Annotated in this window: 16 protein-coding genes; 9 read left to right on the top strand and 7 right to left on the bottom strand. The window is 62.6% G+C overall.

What is annotated here, in order from left to right; translation table 11 throughout:
- On the bottom strand, window positions 1-2,511 hold the full coding sequence (locus E4631_RS00350) for a PAS domain S-box protein (RefSeq protein ID WP_166648124.1): 2,511 nt from the start codon (window positions 2,509-2,511) through the stop codon (window positions 1-3).
- A 278-nt stretch (window positions 2,512-2,789) separates the two neighbouring features.
- Window positions 2,790-3,281: a regulatory protein RecX gene (locus E4631_RS00345; RefSeq protein WP_133658122.1), complete on the bottom strand. Its 492-nt coding sequence runs from the start codon at window positions 3,279-3,281 to the stop codon at window positions 2,790-2,792.
- Window positions 3,282-3,423: 142 nt separating this feature from the next.
- Between E4631_RS00345 and E4631_RS00340 the strand changes: the two genes are divergently transcribed.
- Window positions 3,424-4,287, top strand: a complete 864-nt coding sequence (locus E4631_RS00340) for a DMT family transporter (protein ID WP_133658121.1) — start codon at window positions 3,424-3,426, stop codon at window positions 4,285-4,287.
- Window positions 4,288-4,427: 140 nt separating this feature from the next.
- On the top strand, window positions 4,428-7,091 hold the full coding sequence (locus E4631_RS00335) for a DUF5686 and carboxypeptidase regulatory-like domain-containing protein (RefSeq protein WP_133658120.1): 2,664 nt from the start codon (window positions 4,428-4,430) through the stop codon (window positions 7,089-7,091).
- 263 nt (window positions 7,092-7,354) lie between these two features.
- On the opposite strand, the gene E4631_RS00330 is transcribed toward E4631_RS00335, so the two are convergent.
- Window positions 7,355-7,657 carry a DUF4834 family protein gene (locus E4631_RS00330; RefSeq protein ID WP_133658119.1) on the bottom strand — a complete coding sequence of 101 codons (303 nt, stop codon included), beginning with the start codon at window positions 7,655-7,657 and terminating at the stop codon, window positions 7,355-7,357.
- Here E4631_RS00330 and E4631_RS00325 point away from each other — a divergent pair.
- Together E4631_RS00325 and rlmB are read left to right on the top strand one after the other, a co-directional pair.
- Window positions 7,656-8,957, top strand: a complete 1,302-nt coding sequence (locus E4631_RS00325) for a GWxTD domain-containing protein (RefSeq protein WP_133658118.1) — start codon at window positions 7,656-7,658, stop codon at window positions 8,955-8,957. The genes E4631_RS00330 and E4631_RS00325 overlap by 2 nt on opposite strands.
- Window positions 8,930-9,943, top strand: a complete 1,014-nt coding sequence (gene rlmB, locus E4631_RS00320) for a 23S rRNA (guanosine(2251)-2'-O)-methyltransferase RlmB (protein WP_133658117.1) — start codon at window positions 8,930-8,932, stop codon at window positions 9,941-9,943. Before E4631_RS00325 ends, rlmB begins: the two co-directional genes overlap by 28 nt.
- Window positions 9,944-10,034: 91 nt before the next feature.
- On the opposite strand, the gene E4631_RS00315 is transcribed toward rlmB, so the two are convergent.
- Both E4631_RS00315 and E4631_RS00310 read right to left on the bottom strand, forming a co-directional pair.
- Entirely contained in the window at window positions 10,035-11,126 is a 1,092-nt protein-coding gene (locus E4631_RS00315; protein WP_133658116.1) for a mannose-1-phosphate guanylyltransferase, read from the bottom strand.
- Window positions 11,127-11,318: 192 nt separating this feature from the next.
- Entirely contained in the window at window positions 11,319-12,104 is a 786-nt protein-coding gene (locus tag E4631_RS00310; protein ID WP_166648123.1) for a dolichyl-phosphate beta-glucosyltransferase, read from the bottom strand.
- Between the two features lie 258 nt (window positions 12,105-12,362).
- Between E4631_RS00310 and E4631_RS00305 the strand changes: the two genes are divergently transcribed.
- On the top strand, window positions 12,363-14,030 hold the full coding sequence (locus E4631_RS00305; RefSeq protein ID WP_133658114.1) for a hypothetical protein: 1,668 nt from the start codon (window positions 12,363-12,365) through the stop codon (window positions 14,028-14,030).
- Here E4631_RS00305 and E4631_RS00300 read toward each other — a convergent pair.
- Window positions 13,990-14,997, bottom strand: coding sequence for a KpsF/GutQ family sugar-phosphate isomerase (locus E4631_RS00300; protein ID WP_240734551.1), 1,008 nt, complete (start codon window positions 14,995-14,997; stop codon window positions 13,990-13,992). The two genes, E4631_RS00305 and E4631_RS00300, sit on opposite strands and share 41 nt — an antisense overlap.
- 189 nt (window positions 14,998-15,186) lie before the next feature.
- Between E4631_RS00300 and recQ the strand changes: the two genes are divergently transcribed.
- The gene (recQ, locus tag E4631_RS00295) at window positions 15,187-17,397 is read left to right on the top strand and encodes a DNA helicase RecQ (RefSeq protein ID WP_174805465.1); all 2,211 of its coding nucleotides are present in this window, start codon (window positions 15,187-15,189) and stop codon (window positions 17,395-17,397) included.
- A gap of 105 nt (window positions 17,398-17,502) precedes the next feature.
- Window positions 17,503-17,889, top strand: a complete 387-nt coding sequence (locus E4631_RS00290; RefSeq protein WP_133658113.1) for a GxxExxY protein — start codon at window positions 17,503-17,505, stop codon at window positions 17,887-17,889.
- An 87-nt stretch (window positions 17,890-17,976) separates the two neighbouring features.
- Here E4631_RS00290 and E4631_RS00285 read toward each other — a convergent pair whose 3' ends face one another.
- On the bottom strand, window positions 17,977-18,378 hold the full coding sequence (locus E4631_RS00285; RefSeq protein WP_302476328.1) for a BrxA/BrxB family bacilliredoxin: 402 nt from the start codon (window positions 18,376-18,378) through the stop codon (window positions 17,977-17,979).
- Between the two features lie 447 nt (window positions 18,379-18,825).
- Between E4631_RS00285 and E4631_RS00280 the strand changes: the two genes are divergently transcribed.
- Window positions 18,826-22,311: a hybrid sensor histidine kinase/response regulator gene (locus E4631_RS00280; RefSeq protein WP_133658111.1), complete on the top strand. Its 3,486-nt coding sequence runs from the start codon at window positions 18,826-18,828 to the stop codon at window positions 22,309-22,311.
- 114 nt (window positions 22,312-22,425) lie between these two features.
- Window positions 22,426-23,190, top strand: coding sequence for a LytTR family DNA-binding domain-containing protein (locus E4631_RS00275; RefSeq protein ID WP_133658110.1), 765 nt, complete (start codon window positions 22,426-22,428; stop codon window positions 23,188-23,190).
- The last annotated feature ends 14 nt before the right edge of the window (window positions 23,191-23,204 follow it).

Raw genomic sequence — 23,204 nt, 5'->3', positions numbered from 1 at the left:
TTATTGTGGGAAATACAAGGAGAAAGTAGTGCCTACGTCCAGCTGGCTTTCTACCTCAATGCGCCCGCCGGCGTTCTCCATAATTTTTTTGACCATGTATAAGCCTACCCCCGAACCCTCTACGTGGTCGTGCAGCCGCTGAAACAGGCCAAAGAGCTTGCGTTGCCGCGCCGGGGTGAGGTGCAAGCCCAGGCCATTGTCTTGCACTTGCAGCACGGCGTAGGCGCCAGCCTCGTAGCACCGCACGCGCACCAGCGGCACCCGGCCAAGGTGCCGGTACTTCAGGGCATTGCTAAGCAGGTTGAACACCACGCTGCGCAGGTTTTTCTGGGCAAAATTTACCGTGGGCTTGCCTGCTATATCTATTTCCAGCTGCCCGTTGGTGGCAGCCAGCTGGGGGCGCAGGTCGTCGCTTACTTCTTCGATAAGCGCGGCCAGGTCGATGCTGACGATGGGCAGCTCGTAGTATTTCTCCAGCTTCACGATATCGGTCATGTGCCCGATGGTGCGCCTGAAGCGGTTTACCGACTGCTGCATCATGTCCAGCACCAGGGAGGCGCTGGCCGGGGCGGGAGCTTGCTGCAGCTCCTTGCGCAGCATCGTGAGCAGCCCCTCAATGTTGCTAATGGGCGTTTTCAGGTCGTGCGAGGCCGTGTAGATAAAATTATCCAAGTCTTGGTTGACCCGCTCCAGGTGCTGCTGCTGTAGCTGCTGCGCGTGGATATCGGTGTTGGAGCCTACCCACAGCACAATGGCGCCATCGTGGTCGTGCAGGGGCACGGCCCGCACCAGGTGCCAGCGGTAGTCGCCGGTAGCGGCCTCTTTCCAGCGGTTGCGCAGCTCGGCCAGGGGCTCCCCCGTTTGGATGGCCTGCCACCAGGCGGCCTCAGTAGGCGCCAAGTCATCGGGGTGAATGTAGTCCTGCCAGCCACCCTGCAACAGGGCTTCGGCACTAACGCCCGTGTACTCGGCCCATTGCCGATTATAATACGTGATGACACCATCGGGCCGGCTGGTCCAGGCCATGTTCGGAATAGCCTCCAGCAGCTGCGCGAAGCGCGCCCGGCTTTCTTCCAGCAGCTGCGTGCGCTGCTGCACACGCAGTTCCAGGGTCTGGCTCAGGGCATGCAGGTCTGCAGTGGTGGCGGCCAGTTGCTTATACGAGGCCTGCAGGTCGCTTTCCGCCCGTTTACGCTCGGTAATATTGTTGCCTTCGGCGAGCAAAAACAGCGTTTCGCCATTTTCTCCCTGCACGGGCTTCACCGACATGTCGAGGTGCACTTCCTGGCCATTGGTTTGGCGCAGCAACGTATCGTAGCGCACCGTGTGGCCGCGGGTGGCTTGCCGAATGGCCTGCCGCAGCCGGGGCACTACGCCCGGCAGCGTCCAGATGGGGGGTAGGCCGGCGTAGCGGCGCAGCGCGCGCCCCGTGTCCTGGGCAGCAAGCCCGGCAAAGTCCAGCGCCGTTTGGTTGGCATCCAGAAACCGGCCTTCGCCATCGAGCAAGGCCACTAGCTGGGTTGTCTGGTTAAACACCGCCTCGTATTTGCGCTGCTGGTAATAAAGCACGCGCTGCTCCTGCTGCTTGCGCGCCGTAACGTCGGCAAACGCCACAAATAGAAAGCGGTGGGCACGGGCCGCCGTCACGCGCAGCCACCGCTGGTGCGGCTCAAAGAAAAACTCCAGCTCCAGCGGCTCGCCGGTGGTCATTACGTGCTGGTAGCTGGCGAGGCGGCCGCTGGCCAGCACGCTCGGAAACAGCTCGCTCATCCAGCGGCCGGCGTCGTGGGCGGTGATGCCCACCGTTTTTTCGGCAGCGGGGTTTAGCAGCCGCAGCCGAAAGTCGCCCCCAGCCTGGCCGCCCGCCGGCTCCCACTCAAAGACATTAATGCCGTCGGGCGAGGCATCGAGGAAGGCTTGCAGCGTCACCTGCTGGTCAACAATACGGCGGCGGGCCTGCCGCGCAGCGCGGCGGCTATGGTGCAAGCGCCAGTTGGTGCAGCCCACGATGAGCAGACTCAGCGCTGTAAGGCCCAGGATAAACAGGGGTAGTACCCGGCCAAACCGCACGGCCTGGGCCTCGCGGCGCGTCAATAAGGCTTGCTCAGCGGCCTGCAAGCGGCTGGCCAAGCCCCGCAGCTGGTCGAGCTGGGCCTTGGCCTGCATGAGCGATGCCACGGCGGGAGCTTGGCGGCGGGAGCCAGCCGCGTTGCTATCTAGGCGGGCATAGTGGCGGCCCACGAGGGCGCGCAGGGTATCGAGCCGGCGCTGCTGGGTAGGGTTGTCGGCCGTGAGGCTATCAAGCGTGCGCAGCTCCGGCGGGGTTTTGCGCTGCGCCGTGCGTAGGGATGCCAGAAATACCCCTTCCCCCGTGAGCAGGTAGCCGCGCTGCGCCGTCTCGGCATCTTTTACCAGCGAAATCACATTTTCCAGCCGTAGCAGCACCACCTGCGTGTGGCTTACCCAGCGCTGGCTATCTACCAGTTGGCCAGAGCTTTGGTAAGAAAGCAACCCAACAATAACCAGTAAGGCAGCCGCCACTGCATAGCCAATAAGCGAACGTTGAGTAGGCCAGCGGAAATTCATGCCTAAAGCTAAGCACCTATGAATGAACCGCTTCGCTAAAACAGCACGAAGCGGCAACCTCCAACAATTGCCTTAGGTCAAGTTATTAACTATCAATAAAATAGCTTCAAAAATTTCCATTCCCTTATTTAGCTCTTCCTATTCAACCTGCCTGGGCGCGCTGCTGGCTACCACAGGCTTTGGCGCGAGGCAGGGGTTGCCCTTTATTCTTCGGCTAGCTCGCCCAGCGCCTCCTGTATCAGGTCCGACTCGTAGCCCTTTTGGGTGAGGTAGGCCATGAGCTTCATCTTGCGCTTTAGGGGGTGCGTTTCCTTTTCGCGGGCGTCGCGCTGGCCCAGCAGCTGCTTCAGCTTTTCGTAGTACTCATCGTTTTCCAGCTCTTTCATGCCGCTTTTGATGCAGTATTCGCTCAGGCCTTTGGCCTTGAGCTCGAGGCGGATGCGGCGGCGGCCCCAGCCGTTGGAGCGGTGCTTGCCGCGGGCGTAGGCTTGGGCGTAGCGCTCCTCATCGAGCAGCTTTTCGCGGCTGAGGCGGATGATGATTTCGCCCGCGTCGTCCTCGTCGAGGCCGTAGCTGCGCAGCTTTTCTTCCACTTCTTTCTGGGTGCGCTCCTGGTAGGCGCAGTAGGCCGCAATTTTGGGCAGCGCCTCGGCGGGCGTGTAGTTTTTGGGCGCTTTGGAGGAGTCTCTAAACATGAGGGGGGTAGGGAGTTGCGGCAAAATACGGGAACGAAGCGGCGGCCGGGCCGTTGTAAGGGGCAGGCCACCACTTTTTACCTAACGGCCGCCGGGCGCCAAATGTGCCCCCGCGCCGGGGCTACCCCCGTCTTTGCCCCGTATGCGCATCTCGCCCGGAATCCTCTACATGCTGGCCTCCACGGCCCTGCTGGCCGTCGTCAACGTGGCCGTTAAAAAGCTTGACGGTGTGCCCACGGCCGAAATCATTTTTGCCCGCTGCCTTATTTCGTTCAGCCTCACGGTGTGGCAGCTGCGGCGCACCGGCGTGCCGGTGTGGGGCCCGCCCGAGGCCCGCTTCAACCTGCTGGGGCGCGGCATTTTTGGGGCGGGCTCGCTGGTGCTGGGGTTTCTGGCGCTCAAGGTGCTACCCCTCGGCGGGGCGGTCACGCTCAGCTACCTGGCCCCGGTGGTGACGGCGGTGGCCGCCATTTGGCTGGTAGGCGAGCCGCTAAAGCCCTGGCAATGGCTGTTCTACGGGCTGGCAGTGGCGGGCGTGGTGGTGGCCAAGGGCACGGCGGGGCTGCTATCGGCGGGCGTGCTGCTGGGGGTAGGGGCGGCGGTGTCGTCGGGCCTGAGCAGCGTGTTTCTGCGGCGGGTAGGCAATAAAATTGCGCCGCTGGTGCCGGTTTTTTACTTCAACCTGGTACCGCTGGCCATTGCCTCGGTCTGGATGCTGTTCGATTTGAAAATGCCGCACGGCACCGACTGGGCCTGGCTGGTGCTGGCGGGCCTGTTTACGCACGTGGCGCTATGGTGCGTTACGCAGGCGTTCCAGGCGCACGAGGCCAATTTCGTGGCGGCCCTCGACTACCTGGGCCTTATTTACGCTACCGCGCTGGGCTACTTTGTATTTGGCGATAAGGTCAAGCTCAGCGTGTATCCTGGCATTGCGCTCATCGTGCTGGGCGTGTTGCTGAACGCGTGGTACACCAGCCGGCAGAACGAGCAGGAGAAAAAAGCCTGAGTATGGCCGCCCTACCCCCCCTTCGCACGCCTAAAGGGGGTAGGGCCGCCCGGCGGCGCAGCGGCCAACTTTTCGGCCCTGCCACGCATCTAGGTAGTGGCAGGCCTATCTTGCCCACTACTTCGGAATTGCTTTAGGTTATGCTGATTATCGCGCGTGCGTCGTTTTACTATTCGGTTATTTTATTGCTGATACTGGCGCTGGGGGTCCGCGCCGGCACCATCAGGGGCAAGGTGAGCGGGCCCGATGGCGCGGGCCTGCCCTTCGCCAACGTGGCGGTGCGCGGCTCGGCCACCAGCACCGGCTCCAACGAGCAGGGCCAGTACCAGCTGCGGCTGCCGGGCGGCAGCTACCAGCTGGTTTTCCAATACGTAGGCTATCGCCCCCGCACCGAAACCGTGCGCGTGCCAGCCGGCGACTCCACGCTGACTTTCAACATTACGCTGGCGCCCGACGCCTACAGCCTGGCCGAGGTAACGGTGCGCGGCTCCGACCGCGACCCGGCCTACGCCATCGTTCAGCACGCGCAGCAGTGGCGCGCCTACCACCAGCGCGAGGTGGCGGCCTTCCGGGCGCGCATCTACCTCAAAAGCCTGGGCCGGCTGAGCGAAACGCCAAGCAAGATTTTTGGCCTCGTAAAAGTGGGTCCCGACCTCAAGCCGGGCATTTTTTACCTCTCCGAAAGCTTGTCAGAAATTGCCTTTACCCAGCCCGACGTGGTGAAAGAGCGCATGATTTCGAGCCGCGTGAGCGGCGACTCGCACGGCATCAGCTTCAACCGGGCCAGCGCGGGCAGGGGCCTCAGCTTTTACAATAACCTGGTGAAATCGGGTTTTTCGGAGCGCGGCTTTGTGTCGCCGATTGCCTCAAATGCACTGTTATTCTACCAGTACGAGCTGGTGGGCAGCAGCCAGCAGAACGGCGAGCTGGTGCACAAAATTCGGGTGGTTCCGCGCCGGCGCTCGGACCCGGTTTTTTCGGGTTTCATCTACGTGGTAGATGGCTCGTGGCGGCTGCATTCCGTCGATTTGCGGCTCACCAAAGATGCCCAGCTCGACTATGTCGATGACCTGCACATCGAGCAGCTGTTTGCGCCCGCGCCCGGCGCGCCCCACGCCTGGATTATTCAGTCGCAGAAGCTGGCGGTGGGTTTTTCGGCCTTCGGCTTCAAGGGCACGGGCTTCGTAACGGCCGTTTTTTCGGACTACAGCCGCGTGGTGCCCACCTACCCCGCGCCGCCGGCCCCTACCCCCTCCGCCGCCGCCAATGCGCCCACCGCGCCACCCGCGATAGCGCCCGTGACCACCAAAGAGCTGACCCGCCAGATTCGGCGCGAAAAGCCCGACCTGCGCGGCCTGAATAAGCAAGTGCGCCGCCAGGTGCAGCAGGCCCGGCGCGACTCGCTGCGCAACGACCCCATTGCGCAGATGAAAAAGGGCGAGGTGCAGCTGGTCGAAAAAGGCGTGAATGAGCGCGACACCGCCTACTGGGCCCAGCTGCGCCCCGTGCCGCTGACGGAGGAGGAGAAAACCGACTACCACAAGAAGGACAGCAGCGAGGTCATCCGCAAGTCGCGCCCCTACCAGGACTCGCTCGACCGCAAGCGCAACGAGCTGGGCGTGGGCAAGCTATTGCTCACCGGCTACACCTATAGCAACACCTTCGCCAAGCGCACTTTCGCGGTGCAGCCGATATTTAACGAGCTGCAATACAATACGGTAGAGGGCTACGTGCTGAACGCCCAGGCCACTTACACCCAACGCACCGACGACCGCCGCTCGCTGAGCCTCACCCCTACCCTGCGCTACGGTTTCAGCAACCACCAGCTGCAGCCCAGCCTGACCCTAAACTGGCAGCTCGACCCGCAGAAGACGCGCCAGCTGGGCCTGGTGGCGGGCCGCACCATCGAGAATTTCGACCGCAACTCGCAGCTCACGCCCTTCATCAACTCGGTGTATTCGCTGCTGGCCAACCGCAACTATGCCAAGCTGTACCGCAGCGACGGCGCCGAGCTGAGCTACCTCTGGGAGCCGTTGAATGGCCTCACAGTGCGCGGCGCGGCCAGCTATTTCCGCCGCACCGAGCTGTATAATACCGCCGACTACCTCTGGCACGATGTGGGGGGTAGGGCCTTCACTTCCAACCAACCGGTGGCTGAGGAGGCGCCCTCCGGCACGGGCTTTGGCCAGAGCAACGCCGCCGTGCTGGGCCTCAGCCTGAGCTACCGGCCCGGCCAGCGCTACATCATGCGGCCCGAGGGCAAGTACAACCTGGGCTCGAAGTGGCCGCTCTTCAACGTGCAGGGCCGGCTGGCCGTGCCGCACCTACTGGGCGCCGACGTACGCTACCTGCTGCTGCAAGGCTCGGCGCGCTACTCGCGGCAGTTTGGGCTGCTGGGCACCTCGGCGGTGCAGCTAACGGTGGGCGGCTTCGTGGGCAAGCAGGAGGGCCTGACCTTCGCCGACTACCGCCACTTCTCGGGCAACCGTACGCTACTGGCCGCCGACTTTGCGCAGTTTCAATTGCTCGACTATTATCAGTACAGCACCCGCGCTAGCTATTTTGAGGGGCACTTCAACCACCACTTCAACGGCTTCATTTTCAACAAAGTCCCGCTGCTGCGCGCCCTCAAGTGGCAGGAAGTCGTGTCGCTCAACTACCTGCACACCGCCCAAATCGGGCACTACCTGGAGCTGGGCGCGGGGGTAGAGCACATCTTCAAAATCGTGCGGGTGGACTTTTACACCGGGCTGCAAAGCGGGCAGCGGGTAGGCACGGGGATAAGAATCGGCCTGGGCTTCTAAATCACGGATTACGCGGATTTTAGACGGATTTCACGGATTTTGTGGACGGCTTTCGGGTATCTCTGGCAATTGCCTGTTTGAGCAAAGTGCTTCTATCGCATCGGCTCCGCTGTTACCGACGAAGCACAGAAAATCGTCACAATAAAGTCTGGGGCGAGAAATGATGCACAACACAAGTTTATTGTCAGTTTCAACTTATTGTGTAGCTGGCTCCCCCTCTCCTTTTCGGAGAGGGGGCCGGGGGGTGAGGCGCGACGCCCGCGCTACTTCACCTCTTCATAGTCTACATACTCGCCGCCCCGAAATTCGTGTTTGCGCTCGGCCGCGGAGGTCGTGGGTGGCACGTAATCAACGCGTACTTGCCCCGGCTTTGTGGTTGGCTCTTGTTGTGCTTGGCCTTGGTAGCCACCGCCCGCTGGCTGGCCGGCGCCGGGGGGGTAAAAGCCGCCCTGCTGCGCTTTGTGCACCTGCTGCCGCACGAAGCCGCCGAGCACCGCGCGCAGCACTTGCGGCAGCACAAACCGTACAAGTAAGAAAAAAACGACCAGCGAAAGCGTGAAGCCCATGAGTTATCTGAAAAGTAAAGCAATTTACGGCGGGCCGGGGGCTAGGTTTTGGGTGGGCGTGCTGCTGACCGGCTTAACTGGCCTGGCCGCCGCACCGCACCTGCTCCCTACCCCCGACTTTGCGGGCCTCTACCGCCCGGTGCCCGACCGCCTGCTGCCGGTGCTGCGCCGCGAGGGCGATAGTCTCCGCATCTTCCTCAACCACAGGGCGACCGTGCCGGGTTCCGCCGCGCCGTCATTGCGCCTCACCGGCTGGGCTACCTACGAGGCCAAGCAGCCGCTGTGGCAGCAGGTGCGCGCTGCCCGGCCCTACCCCGGCTCCAACCCGGCGGCTCCGGTGCAGGTGCTCACGACGGCCGTGGCGGCGGCCAGCCTCCCGGCCGGCGCGGTGCTACAAATCAGCCTCGATACGCCCGCGCTTACCAACCAGCCACCCGGCGCCGACCAGGACCCTGCTACTACGGCCTGGCTGTGCCTCACGCCCGAGGTGCTCACCCGGCCCTTTGTGCTGCTCGATTCGGCCGGGGTGGTGCTCGACCGGCCTTATTTGAACACGGGGGAAAGAGTTGCGGTGGCCATGTTTGGCCTGAGCCAGCCGGTACGCTGGCGGCGCTACCCCACCGGCACGCCCGCCCTACCCCCCTTCACCGACCCCCGGCGGCAGGCGGCGGCTCCACGCACGCTGGGCATGCTCGACTCGTCGGCCGCGCCGGTGGTGGCGGGCAATTTGCTGCGCTTGCCGGCTCAGGGGCTGTATGCGCTGAAGGTAGGCGGCGCGGGCGGCGAGCCCGTGCACACGGTGCCGCTGCTGGTAGTGCCGGCCAGCTTTCCGGGCCAAAGCACCGCGCCCGAAGTCATCGAGCCGCTGCTGTACCTCACCACGGCCGCCGAGCGCCAGGGCCTGCTAAAAGCCGCCGAGCCTAAGCGGGCCATCGACCGGTTCTGGCTTGATGCCTCGGGCAGCGACCAAAGCCTGGCCCGCGACAAGATTCGGCGCTACTACAGCCGCGTAACAACTGCTAATGAGCTCTTTACCGGCCACAAAGCCGGCTGGCTCACCGACCAGGGCCTGCTCTACGTGGTGCTGGGCCCACCGCAGGGCGTAAGCCGCCTGCCCGACGGCACCGAGCGCTGGCATTATGACCAAGCCGGCCGCCAGGGCGAGGCCGTGGCCTTTACCTTCCGCCCCCGCCCTACTACCTTAGCACCTGCTAATTACGAATTGGTGCGCCGACCCGAGTACGAAATGCTCTGGTATGCCGCCGTAGAAAAATGGAGAAGAACGACGACCGCCCGCTAAACGACGGGTTCAGTGACGATTATGTACCGCGCCGCTTCCGCGAAGGGGCCGATAGCGGTGAGCGCCGCGCCGGCCGCCCTACCCCCGGTGGCGACCGCGACGACCGCCGCCCCGGCAGTAATGATGGTGCTAATAAGGCGCGCCCGCAGCGGCCGTTTTATGACGATAAAGGCCGGCAGGTGACCCCCAGCCGCGACCGAAATGCCACGCCGTTTTACAAGGAGCATACTACCCGCCCGACCGCCGACCGCAGCATCGACATGCTGTTTGGCCTGCGTCCCATACTGGAGGCGCTGAACGCGGGCCGCACCCTGGACAAGATTTTCCTGCTGCGCGGCACCAAGAACTCGCTCACGCAGGATATCTCGAACCTGGCCCGCGAGGCCAACGTGCCCGTGTCGCTGGTGCCGCTGGAAAAGCTGGAGAGCCTGACCCGCAAAAACCACCAGGGCGCGGTGGCCTTCGTGTCGCCCATCGACTTTGCGCCGCTCGATACGCTGCTGGCCGGCTTGTTTGAGGACGGCAAGGTGCCGTTTATCCTGCTGCTCGACCGCGTGACGGACGTGCGCAACTTCGGCGCCATTGCCCGCACCGCCGAGTGCATGGGCGTGCAGGCGCTGGTGGTGCCCGCCCACGGCGCCGCCCAAATCAACGGCGACGCGGTGAAGACCTCGGCCGGCGCGCTCAACATCTTACCCGTGTGCCGCGAGGCCGACCTGCGCCAGACCATCATCTTCTTGAAAGAGAGCGGCCTCACGGTCATTGCCTGCACCGAAAAGGCCGACGCTGATGTCGGCCACACCGCGCCGGCCAGCCTCAGCGGCCCCATCGCCGTGGTCATGGGCTCGGAGGAAGACGGCATCGCGCCCGAGTTGCTGCGCCTCTGCGACCAGCGCCTGCGCATTCCGATGAGCGGCCAGATTCAGAGCCTCAACGTGGGGGTAGCGGCTGGCATCATGCTGTTTGAAGTAGCGAAAAGCCGGTAGCACTTAGGCTGGCTGCTTCGCCAAAAAGAGAGGGGGTAGGGACGTTCAGTAACTGAACATCCCTACCCCCTCTCTTTTTGGCGAAGCGCTTTTAGTTATAGCCGGCGCCTTTCTTAGCCTTCACATCGGCCACAAATTCTTTTACGCGCTGCTCTTCGCTACGCTGGCAGATGAGGAGCACGTTGTCGTACTCGGCCACGATGTAGCCTTCGAGGCCCTGCACCACCACGAGGCGCTCGTGGGGCGTTTTGATGATGCATTCGCGGGTGTCGTAGAGGATGGCGTCGCCGTCTACCACGTTGTCCTGGTCGTCGCGGCGGTCGCTCACGCGGTGCAGCGAGTCCCAGGTGCCCAGGTCGCTCCAGCCGATGTCGGCGGGCAGCACGTACACGTTGTTGGCCTTTTCCATGATGCCAAAGTCGATGCTGATGTTGGGGCAGCGCGAGTAGGCCTGGTCGATAAATACTTGCTCCTGCGGCGTGCCCAGGCTGCTCGCTCCCTCATCAAATACTTCGGCGATATCGCTCAGCGAGTCATGGAAGGCTTTGATAATCACCTCGGCCCGCCAGATGAACAAGCCGGCATTCCACAAGAAGTCGCCACTGTCCAGGAACATGCGGGCTATCTCGGCGTTGGGCTTCTCGGTGAAGGTTTTAACCTTGCACAAGTCAGTACCGTCGAGGCGGTTAGCCTGGTCATCCAGGTACTGAATGTAGCCGTAGCCGGTGTCGGGGCGCGAGGGGTGAATGCCCAGCGTTACGAGCACATCATATTGGCGGGCGGCTACTACGGCTTCCCTAATCAGGCGCCGAAACTCTTCCTCGCGCAGCACCGCGTGGTCGGCGGGCGTCACAATAATGGTGGCCTGCGGGTCGCGCTGCGCGATGCAGTAGCTGGCGTAGGCAATGCACGGCGCTGTATTGCGCCCAATGGGCTCGCCCAGAATCTGGTGGGGCGCTAGGTCGGGCAGGTGCTCCTGCACGAGGTTTACGTAGTCGCGATTAGTGACAACGTACACGTTTTCGGGCGGGCAAATATCCCGAAAGCGGTCAACCGTAAGTTGAAGCATTGAGCGGCCTACCCCCAGTACGTCGTGAAATTGTTTGGGGTGCTTGGTGCGGCTGAAGGGCCAGAAGCGGCTACCAATGCCGCCCGCCATTACGACCAGATACGTTTGATTCATGTGAAGCTCGGGTTAGATGCACCGCGAAGATAGGGGCGGGCTTAGTCGCAAGGTGGCACGGCAGCCGCCCGCCTGCCGTAACCTAATAATAACATTTGGCTGGTGCGGCGTCTGCTGGTGCTCAGGACGTGGGCGTGCCGCCGGGATAGTCGCCTCCTTACTTGCTTATATCGGGTGGCCCCGCCTGAGTTTTTAGCTGGCCCGCGCAGCCAGAAACAGCGCGTGCGCGCGGGCCAGGGCGGCGGCATAGCGCCCCTGGCGGCTATACTGGCGCAGCAGCCACAATTCCCGAAACCCGTGCAGCCCGCCCAAAAAGCTCACTTTGCTACCGGCTACGTCGTTCCAGCGCACGGGCTGCTCGCGCAGCCGCAGCCCGGCTTGGTGCGCCAGAAAAAGTAGCTCCACATCGAACCCAAACCGGTCGAGCACGGCACCTTCCACAATGGGGCGGCACACGCTGAGCCGGAAGGCCTTGAAGCCGCACTGCGTATCGGCGTAGGGCAGGCCCGTGGCCAGGCGCACCATGCGGTTGAAAAACCGGCCGCTCTGCTCGCGCAGCCAGGGCTGGTGCCGGCCCACAAGGCCAATATTGAGTGCCCGCGAGCCAAATACCACGTCGTAATTTCCTTCCAGAATGGGTGCCAGCAGCAGCGGCAGCTCGTCAATAGGCGTCGATAGGTCGGCATCTGAAAAGACGGCTACGGCCCCTTGTGCAGCGAGCAGGCCCTGGCGCACCGCGTAGCCCTTGCCCCGGTTGGGCTGGTAGCTCAGCACGCGGGTAATAACCCGGCTGGCGCTGGCAGCGAACGCCTGGGTGGCTACCTGCGCAGTGGCATCGGCCGAGCCATCGTCTACTACCAATACCTCGCTAGGGTAGGGCTGCGCATCGAGGTAAGCCAATACTTTTTCGAGCGACTGGCCGAGCCGGGCAGCTTCATTATAGGCTGGAATAACGAGCGAAACGAAGGTATTCTGCAAAGCGATAATGGAAACGACCCGGCGAAAACGTATTTGGCAGCCTTACGGCAACGCATTTTGCTGAGCTGCTGCAAATGAAGCAGCGGATTAAGCGGGCGCGGTGCGGCGGCTTAGCAAAGGTACAAGCAGCTACCCACGGGCCGGCAACGGGGTAGCGGGCTTTTAACTTGCACCATTATCCAGCCTGGCTGGCCCTTGATTTTTGCGCCGTAAGGTGCGCCCGTTGCTTTGTTTAGCTCTTCTCTCCTGCACAGGGTATTGCCCGACCGCTATCGCCGCGCGGTTGTAGTGGCATTTTTTGGTTGTTTGCTGGCTGGCGGCCTGGGGCTGGTACGCGACTACGGGGTTTCCTTCGACGAGGGCACGCAGCGCATCCTGGGGCAGGTATCGCTGCTCTACGTTTTTCAGCAGCTGCCGGCTTCCTGGCAACAGCGCCTGATTACGCCGGATGCGGCGGCAGCGATGGCAAACCGGCCCGACCGGCAGCTCAAAACATACATCGAACGCGACCACGGGGCAGCCTTTGACCTGCCCGTGGCGGCAGCCGAGCAGGTGTTGCGCCTGCGCGATGAGCGGCAGGTGTATTTATTCCGGCACGTATGCAATTTTCTGGTTTGCTTCGCTGCCTTCATCAGCTTTTACCGCCTTGTCTTACAAAGATTTGGCAGCTGGCGCCTGGGCTTATTCGCTACCTTGCTGCTCGTGCTGACCCCCCGGCTGTTCGCCGATTATTTTTATAATGACAAGGACGCCGTTTTTTTGGCGGCCTTTGTGGTGGCTACCGGCACGGCTGTCGCGTTCATTCGGCAGCCTACGAACAAGGCGGCCGCGTGGCACGCGCTGGCCTGCGCATTGGCTATCGACGTGCGCATGATGGGGGTATTGCTACCCGCCGCTACGCTGGCCTTTTTGGCGCTGCGGGCCGGCGTGGGCGCCTACGGCCAGTCGAAAGCGCTGCTGCTGCGGGTGGTAGTGCTTTACAGCGCCTTGCTCGTTGGGCTAGCAATTATTTTCTGGCCCTTTCTGTGGGAGGCGCCCCTGCCTAATTTCTTGCTGGCTTTTCGCAACATGAGCCATTTTTACCGGTGGCGTGGGTCAGTGTTTTACCAGGGACAGCTGATACCAGGTACACATCTGCCCTGGCACTATGCGCTCGGGTGGATGGCCATTACTACCCCTCCCCTATACATCGGGCTTTTTGCGGTGGGCGCCGGGGCGGCGCTGGCCAGCCTTGTGCGCCACCGCTGGCAGCTATTGGCTGATAAAGTTGCCTGGCAAGACCTCTTTTTCCTGAGCCTGGGAGTGGCGCCGCTAGTGGCCGTTATCTTCTTTCATTCAGTACTTTATACTGGCTGGCGACAGCTTTACTTCGTTTATCCGCCACTGCTGCTGGTAGCAGTGCGGGGCTTGGTAGCGGCCTGGCACTGGCAGCCGGCCTGGGCCGCCCTGCGCCGCGGCTACCGGCCCCTGGTGGGTGCGCTGCTAGCTGCCTCGCTGGTAGCTACCACCACCAGCATGGCCCGCTTGCATCCGTACGAGCACGTGTATTTCAACGCGTTCGCGCCCACGCATCCCGAACGCTACTACGATGCCGACTACTGGTTTATGGGCACGCTCGACGGCTTGAAGTGGGTAGTGCAGCACGACTCCCGGCCCCAGGTGCGCATATACCAGCTGGGCCGAATCGAGGAAATGCTTCTCCTTAACCGCTTTATGCTGCCGCCGGCCGAGCGCGCGCGCCTGGTGCTGGAGCCCAACCTGGCCGCGGCCGACTACGTGCTGTATCCTTGTGAGTACCTGCGCCCTGCGCCCTTCCCTACCCCCTGCCACTCGGTGTATGCTGGGTCAATGCGTATTCTGGATGTTTTCTGCCTGCGGCCGGCCGCTACACCAGGCCCTCGCGCAACAAGTCGTGCAGGTGAATGAAGCCCGCGAACTGGCCGGCTTCCAGCACTACCAGCTGGGTGATGTTGCGGGCCTGCATGCGGGCCAGGGCCTCGGCGGCAAACTCGGCGATGTCGATGGTAGCCGGCTGGGGCGTGAGAATATCGCGGGCCGTGAGCTGCTCCAGGTCGGTGAGGTGGCCGCGGCCCAGCATGCGGCGCAGGTCGCCGTCGGTGATGATGCCGGCCAGCTGGCCCGCCTCGTCGAGCACGGCGGTGGCGCCGAGGCGCTTGCCCGATATTTCCAATAATACTTCCTGGAGCGAGGCGGCCAGGCCCACGTGCGGGCGCTGGTTTTGGCGGCTGAGGTCGCCCACGGTCAGGTAGAGCTTTTTGCCGAGCGTGCCGCCGGGGTGCAGGCGGGCAAAATCCTGGGCCGAAAACTGGCGGCTTTCGAGCAGGCACACGGCCAGGGCGTCGCCCAGAGCCAGGGCGGCGGTGGTGCTGGTAGTGGGCGCCAGGTCGTGGGGGCAGGCCTCGCGGCGCACGGGCGTGTGCAGCACGTAGTCGGCCTGCTGGGCCAGGTACGAGTCGGCGTTGGCAACCAGCGCGGCCAGCCCTACCCCCTTGCGGCGCAGCAACGGCACCAGCACCTTTATTTCGGGCGTGCCGCCGCTCTTGCTGATGGCAATGACAAAATCGCCGGCCTGAATCATGCCCAGGTCGCCGTGGATGGCGTCGGCGGCGTGCATAAACAGGGCGGGGCTGCCCGTGCCGTTGAGCGTGGCCACGAGCTTGGCCGCGATGTGCGCGCTCTTGCCTACCCCCGTCACCACAATGCGGCCCCGCAGCGCCAGCAGCGCGGCCACGCAGGCCGCAAAGTCGGGGGTAGCGCCCACGGCCTGAGCCACGTCGCGCAGGGCGTCGGCCTCGGTAAGCAGCACCTGGCGGGCCACGGCCAGCACATCGACGGGCACCGTGCCGGCAGAGGGAAGAGAAGTTGGTTGCACGCCCAAAAATACGCGGGCCAGCTGGCACCGGCCCGCCACCTGTTCAGGCTACCTAAAACACGGACAGGCGCCCGCCAGGAACTTTATTAAAATGTTACGTGTAGATGACGTTTTTTTCTTCAAAAAAAGTGGTTTCTGCTTATCTTCGTTTAGAACCTACACTTCCGTTGCGCCTTACTCTACTAGTTTATGCCACTGACCGCCGTCGAAGAACCAGTTGTCGCGCATCCAGAACTCAAAACCAAGCTCAAGGAAGTCTTTGGCTTTGGCCAATTTAGGGGCACCCAAGAGGCTGTTATTCAGAATATTCTAGCTGGCAACAATACCTTCGTTATCATGCCTACGGGCGCTGGCAAAAGCCTGTGCTACCAGCTGCCCGCGTTGGTGCTACCGGGCACGGCCATCGTCATTTCGCCGCTCATCGCGCTCATGAAAAACCAGGTCGACCAGCTGTCGGCCTTCGGCGTGAACGCGCAAGTGTACAATTCGACGCTGACCAAGACGGAGATGAACCGCGTCAAGAAAGACGTGATGGCGGGCACGGTTCGCCTCTTGTATGTGGCCCCGGAAAGCCTGAGCAAAGAAGACACTATTGCTTTTCTCCAAAAAACCGCCATCTCGTTCGTGGCCATCGACGAGGCGCACTGCATATCGGAATGGGGCCACGATTTCCGGCCCGAGTACCGCAAGATTCGCGGCATTATCGATAACCTGGGGGGTAGGATTCCGCTCATCGCGCTCACGGCTACGGCCACGCCCAAGGTGCAGCTCGACATCCAGAAAAACCTGCACATGGATGATGCGAGCGTGTTCAAAACCAGCTTCAACCGCACCAACCTCTACTACGAGGTGCGCGCCAAGCGCAACACCAAGAAGCAGCTTATCCAGTACGTGCAGCAGCACAAGGGCAAAGCGGGCATTATCTACTGCCTGAGCCGCAAGAAGGTGGAGGAAGTGGCCGAGTTGCTGCGCGTGAACGACGTGCGCGCCCTACCCTACCATGCCGGCCTCGACCCGCACACCCGCATGAGCAACCAGGATGCGTTCCTGAGTGAGGACTGCGACGTGATTGTGGCTACCATCGCCTTCGGCATGGGCATCGACAAGCCCGATGTGCGCTTCGTCATTCACTACGACGCGCCCAAGAGCATCGAGGGTTATTACCAGGAAACCGGCCGCGGCGGCCGCGATGGCATGGAGGGTAACTGCCTGATGTTCTACAGCTACGACGATATTCTGAAGCTCGAAAAATTCAGCAAGGACAAGCCCGTGACCGAGCGCGACAACGCCCGGCAGCTGCTGCTGGAAATGACGAACTACTCGGAAAGCGCCGTGTGCCGCCGCCGCCAGCTGCTGCACTACTTCGGTGAGCAGTTGGATAAGGACTGCGGCTTTTGCGACAATTGCCGCCACCCGAAGGAGAAATTTGAGGGCCGCGAGCACGTGGGCCTGGCCCTGCGCGCGGTGGTGCAAACCGAGGCGCGCTTCGGGCTCGACCACGTGGCGCAGGTGCTGCTGGGCCTCAGCAATCCGCACATCGAGAGCTACGGCCACACCGGCCTACCCGTGTATGGCCAGGGCAAGGCCTTGAGCGGCGACATGCAGCTGTGGCAGTCGGTGCTGCGCCAGTGCCTGCTCAACGGCTTGCTGGCCAAGGATATCGACGCCATTGGCATGGTGCATATCACGCCCAAGGGTATCGATTTTATTGAGAATCCGCAGCCTTTCACGCTTACCAAGGACCACGATTTCGAGGCCGAGAAGCAGGAGGAGGAAGACGGCGAGAAGATTCAGCAGGCTGCCGGCCACGACGAGGCACTGTTTACGCAGCTCAAGGAGCTTCGCCGGCAGCTGGCCAAGCAGAAAAACCTGCCGCCCTACGTGCTCTTCCAGGACCCGAGCCTGAAGGAGATGGCCACCACCTACCCCACTACGCTGCACGAGCTGACCCACATTGCGGGGGTAGGCCAGGGCAAGGCGCAGAAGTTTGGCGCGCCCTTCGTGGCGGCCATTAAGAAGCACGTGGAGGACAACGATATCGAGACGGCAGCCGACGTGATTATCAAGTCGACAGTGAATCGCTCGAAGCTCAAAATATACATTATCCAGCAGATTGACAAGAAGATGGACCTGCCGGGCATTGCCCGCAGCCAGGGCATCTCGATGACGGATTTGATGGAGGAGATTGAGCACATCTGCTACTCGGGCACCCGCCTCAACCTGAACTACTACATCCGCGAGGCGGTGGATGAGGACAAGCAGGCCGAGATTTTCGACTACTTCATGACGGCTACTACCGACAGCATTTCTACAGCTATGAACGAGCTCGGGGCCGATGATTTCAGCGAGGAGGAAGTGCGGCTGATGCGGATTAAGTTCCTGAGTGAAGTGGCCAACTAAAATCACGGATTACGCAGATTTTAGACGGATTTCACGGATTTTGTGGACGGCTCCTGACTTCGGTTGGGAGCCGTTTTTTTTGTCAGGGGGTATATTCGGGCTATTATGCTACTGGATACTCGCTTTAATAAGCTGACCGAAAGAGTGATTGGGTGCGCCATGCGCGTACATACTGAATTAGGCAGCGGCTTTCCAGAGCTTATTTATCAGCGCGCATTGGCAGTGGAGCTGAAGCAAGAGAGCATTAACTATCAAGGTGAGATTCACTTACCCGTATTCTACAAAGAGACAGCTATTGGGTCACGCCGAGCTGATTTCTTGATTGAAACCCACCTGCTTGTCGAACTAAAGGCGCTTAGTGAACTCGCGCCCTTAAATCATGCGCAAGTAATCAACTACCTCAAGGCATACCAGTTGGAAGTTGCTCTTCTCATCAATTTTGGAGCAGCAAGCTTACAATTCAAGCGCTTTGTCCGAAACAAAACCCGCTGACTAACGCCAAAAAAACGGCCCCTAACCAAAGTCAGGAGCCGTTCACAAAATCCGTGAAATCCATCTAAAATCCGCGTAATCCGTGATTTAGCAGTACTCTTCAAACGCGCCTTGCAGGTTGTTCACGATGCGCATTAGGTCGGAGCCTTCGATATGGTAGCGCTCAATCATGTGCACCAGCTCGCCATCTTTGAAGAGGCCGATGCAGGGCGACGAGGGGGGGTAGGGCAGCATGTGCTGACGCATTTGATTCACGGCGTCGGTTTCCATGCCGGCAAAAACGGTTACGAGCTTACCGGGCTTCTTGTCGGAACTGGCGAGGGCCAGCTTGAGGGCCGGGCGGGCCTTGCCGGCCGCGCAACCGCACACCGAGTTAACGGCCACCAGCACGGTGCCTTCTGTAGCGGCCAGGGCCGAATCGACCGCCTCGGGGGTCATAAGTTGCTCGAAGCCTGCCTCCGTCAGGTCCTGGCGGATAGGGGCAACCATGTATTCGGGATAAACAGCCATTTCTTTACAGCAAAAAATTAAAATAGAATCGCGCGGGAAACATGCCGACACGTGCAAAATTACGGCAGCCGCGACATTAGTTAGCATAAGCCCGATGAGTAGCAAAAGGTTCGGGCTGCTCATGCGTGAGCTGGCACCGGCCTCAGGCAAGCGCACACCGTAACTAAGCTGGGCTATTGGTTTGCATAATTTGTAGCCCTATGTCACGGGTGGCCCGCCAGCAGCCCGTTGCATTGCATTTGAGTAAGAAGAAACCGGTGGCCCAGCACCGCGCAAAAGCCCTATTTCGCTATGAATTCGGGGCTGCTCGGCGAGCACCAGGCACGGGTCGGCCAGAAGCTGGCTGGAAGCTGGCGCGAGCTGGTAACTTGCAGGAACTGGCTGATTTGGTCAGCTTAGCCCAATTCTTTTTTCTGCGTGGTTGCGATGTTGTTTGAGAGGCTACGGCTGTGGCGCTGGCTGCTGGTAGCGCTATTGGTGCTGCGCGCCGGGCTGGGCCACAGCCAAGCCGGCCCGCAGGCGTTCGTGCGGCACTTCGGGCCTGAGCAGGGGTTGAGCCAGCCGTTCATCTACTGCCTGCTGCAAGACCAGCAGGGCTACCTGTGGCTGGGCACCGCCGAGGGCCTGGTGCGCTACGACGGCAGCCGCTTCGTGACCCTCACTACCCGCGATGGCCTGGCCGAGAACTTCGTCACCGGCCTCTGGCAAGACCCTGCTACCGGCGTGCTCTGGGTGCTGCACGACCAGGGCGGGCGCTCGGTGCGCCTGGCGGCGGGCCAGGCTTTTCGGCCCGCGCCAGCCGGCCAGCGCGGTGGCCCGGCGCCCGGCCGCACGGGTGCCGTAGCTCCCGATACTGCCCACCTCGGCGCTTACCAGCGCCGCTACCACCTGGCCCTACCCCCCGACGCAGTGCCCACCTGCCTGCTCGAAGACCGCGAGGGCAACGCCTGGCTGGGCACCGCCGGCCAGGGCCTCTGGCAGCACGCCGACCGGTATTTGAGCCTTTGGCCTAAAACCAGCGCACCACCAAGTCTACCCGCTGGCGCCGAGATAAAACTGGCGCGGCCAGCCACCCTGGGCGGCGGCTTTTGGGTCGGCACGCCCACGGGCTTATACGCCACTCCTACCCCCGGCCAGGTGGCCCAACCCGTAACCGGCCTACCGGCCAGCCTGGGCTCGGCCGTGACGGCGCTGGCCTACGCGCCCGGCTCGGGCCTGTGGGTAGGCACCGCGGCCGATGGCATTTACTTACTACCGGCTAAAACACCAGCTGGCCCAGCGTCAGTTGCGCAGCATTTTACTACCGCCAACGGCTTGTTGCACAACAGTATTTACGCGCTGCTGGCCGACCACGCCGGCCGCGTGTGGGTAGGCACGCATAATACCGGCCTGGCCGTGTGGGAGCCTGCCACCCACCGCTTTCGCTACGAAAAGCTGACGCCCGTGGGCCTCGATGCCAGCGCCCTGGCCGAGGATGCAGCCGGCACCATCTGGGTGGGTACCGAAGGCCAAGGACTGTTTTTTCAACCCGTGGGCAGCCGCTGGCAACACCTGGCAACAGCAGCCGGCACGCTGCCCGATGACTACCTCACGGCCCTGCTGCCGCTGCCCGCGCCGCTGGCGGGCTCGCTGCTGCTGGTGCACCCGCAGGGCCTGACTTTGCTCGACGCGCGCCACCACCCTACCCCCCTCGCCGCGCCCGATGACCAGCTGGTGCGCGCCCTGCTGCCCGGTGCCGTGCTGGTTGCCGGGCCGCCGCCGTTGGCCTGGTTTGGCACCCGCGCCGGTGCGCTGCGCTACGATTTGGGCCAATTGGCGCGGGCCTGGCCTGGCACTAGCCCTACCCCCGGCCTGGCGCTCAACGGCGCCGAGGTCGATGGCGAGGCGCGTCCGGCTACTGGCCTGGGTGAGTTGCCGGCCGGCCGGCACCGCGTCAGCTTTGTGCTACAAGGCATTAGCCTGGCGCCGGGGCGCGCGGCGGGTTTGCAGTATCGCTACCGCCTGCGCGGCCTGGCCGACGAGTGGAGCCGCCCCAGCCCGGCCGGCGAGGCGCAGTTTGTGGGCCTTGGGCCGGGCCGCTACGTGCTGGAGGCGCAGGTGCGCCGCGCCGCGCCAGGCGCCAGGTGGAGCCCGGCCGCTACCAGCGCTTTCACCATTGCTACGCCCTGGTGGCGCACGCCGACGGCGCTGGCGCTGCTGGCGTTGGCGCTAGCCGGGCTGCTGGTGGCCGTGGTGCGTACCCGCGAGGGCCTGCTACGCCGCCAGAAGCTTCAGCTCGAAAACACCGTGCGGGAGCGCACCAGTGAGTTGGTGCAAAAGAACCACGCCATTGAGCAGATAAACGGGGAGCTGCTGGTAGCCCGCGATGCGGCCGAGGCCTCACGCCGGGCCAAGGCGCAATTTCTGGCTAATATGAGCCACGAGATTCGCACGCCGATGAACGCCGTTATTGGCCTCACCAACCTACTGCAACACACGCCCACTACCCCCGAGCAGAGCGAGTACCTCACGGCCATCGGCTCGTCGTCGCAGAATTTGTTGGTGATTCTCAACGACATCCTCGACTCGTCGAAGATGGAGGCCGGCAAGCTGACCCTGGAGCAGGTGCCTCTCCGGCTGCCCGAGGCGGTGCGCGGGCTGGCTACGCTGTTTCGCTACGCCGCCGACAGCAAAGGCCTGCGCCTGCGCGTGGAAGTGGCCGACGAGGTGCCGGCCGCCATCGTGGGCGACCCGGTGCGCTTGCAGCAGGTACTGGTCAACCTAGTCAGCAATGCGCTGAAATTCACCCGCCAGGGCGGCGTCACGGTGCGGGTAGCTTTAGCAGCCTCCGAGCCCGCCGCAGCGGGCCATGTGGCCTTGCGCTTCGAGGTAACGGACACCGGCATCGGCATTCCGCAGGATAAGCTGGCGGCCATTTTCGAAGACTTTTCGCAAGCCAATGCCAGCACTACCCGCGAGTTTGGCGGCACCGGCCTGGGCCTGAGCATTGCCCGCAACCTGGTGCAGCTGCACGGCGGCCAGCTGGGCGTAAACAGTGAAGAGGGGGTAGGCTCAACATTTTATTTCGAGCTGACCTACCCCGTGGCCGACCCCAGCCAGGCGCAGCCCGGTGCCGTGGCCGGGCCCCTACCCCCCTTCGAGCCGGCCTTGCGGGTGCTGGTGGCCGAAGACAACCAGCTCAACCAGCTGGTGGCTCGCAAAACGATGGAGAACTGGAACGTGCAGGTTTTCATTGCCGAGAATGGCCGCTTGGCCGTGGAGCAGGTACTGGCCGCCGCCGAGCCCTTCGACGCCGTGTTTATGGACGTGCAGATGCCCGAGCTCGACGGCTACGCCGCCACCCGCGCCCTGCGCCAGCACTTCCCCGACGCGGCCCGGCTGCCCATCATCGGCCTCACGGCCTCGGTGCTGCCCGAAGACCGCAGCCTGGCCCTGGCCGCCGGCATGAACGACCTGCTGGCCAAGCCCTTCGAGCCGGCCGTACTGTATGCGCGGCTGGCCCACTTCACCGGCCGCCTGGCGGCCCCGGCCAACGCCGGCCCCGCTCGCCCACCCGCCGCCCTACCCCCCAGCGCGCCGCCCACGCTGCACCCCAACTGGCAGCAGCTGGAAGAGCTATCGGGCGGCAATGCGGGCTTTATACGTCAGATTGTCAACACCTTTCTAACTGAGGCACCGGCCATTGAGCAGCTGCTGCTGGCGGCCTACCCCCGTGACCCCACCGGCCTAGCGGCCGCCGCGCACAAGCTCAAGGGCCAGGTGGCGTACTTTGGAGTGCCTGGCCTGCACGCCCAGCTCGACGAGCTGGAGCGCAGCGCACGCACCCCCGGCTGCCCCTACTGCGAGCCTTTGTTGCAAACGGTGCGGCAGCAGCTCGGGCAGCTCTACCCCCAGCTGCAGGAGCGAGCTTAACTCAGAAGGACAGCTATAAATCTGAACCAGGTATTTTTTGCGTACTAGGTCACTGCTACTCCGTTGGTAGCTACTATTTTTGTTCAGCTTGCACCTCTGCCTTTTCTTTTCTGCATGACTACTACTGCTGCTACCGAGCCCGATGCCGCAACCACGGCCCCACTGCGCTGCCTCATCATCGACGACGACCCGATTTCGGTGCAGATAGTGCGCGCCTGCATCGCCAACACGCCTTTTCTGGAGGCGTCGGGCGATTGCAACAGCGCCATTGAGGCAGCCGAAATATTGCGTACGCAGGCCTTTGATGTGCTGTTTCTGGACGTCGAAATGCCCCTGATGTCGGGCCTCGACCTGCTGCGCACCCTGCCCGACCCGCCGCAGGTGGTGCTCATTACCAGCAGTCAATCGTATGCAGTGCAGGCGTTTGAGTTTGCGGTGGCCGACTACTTGCTCAAGCCGCTCACCTACCCCCGGTTTTTGCAAGCGGCCCAGAAAGTGCTGAGCAACGTGACCACCCAACGCGACGCCGAAGCCGACGAGCTACCGCCCCTGGCAGCGGGCAGCAACCCCGATTTTACCTTCGTGAAGGTTGATAACAAGCTCGTGCGCGTCGATTTTGCCGATGTGTACTACGTGGAGGCCCTCGGCGACTACGTGCACCTCGTCACGGCCCGCGGCAAGCTCATTGTGTACAGCACCATGCGCGCTATTGAGGAGAAGTTTCCCACGCAGCGCTTCGTGCGCGTGCATCGGTCCTTCATTATCAACATCGACTACGTGCAGGCGCTGGAAGACAACTCGCTGCTCATCAAGGATAAATACATTCCGGTGGGCCAAACGTACATGCGCAGCCTTTCGCAGCGCCTCAATAAGCTGTAGCCTTGCCCTACCCC

Source organism: Hymenobacter sp. UV11 (genome assembly GCF_004684095.1).
GTDB lineage: Bacteria > Bacteroidota > Bacteroidia > Cytophagales > Hymenobacteraceae > Hymenobacter.
The sequence above is the reverse complement of the archived record's forward strand: the minus strand, read 5'-3'. Positions and strand labels throughout refer to the sequence as shown.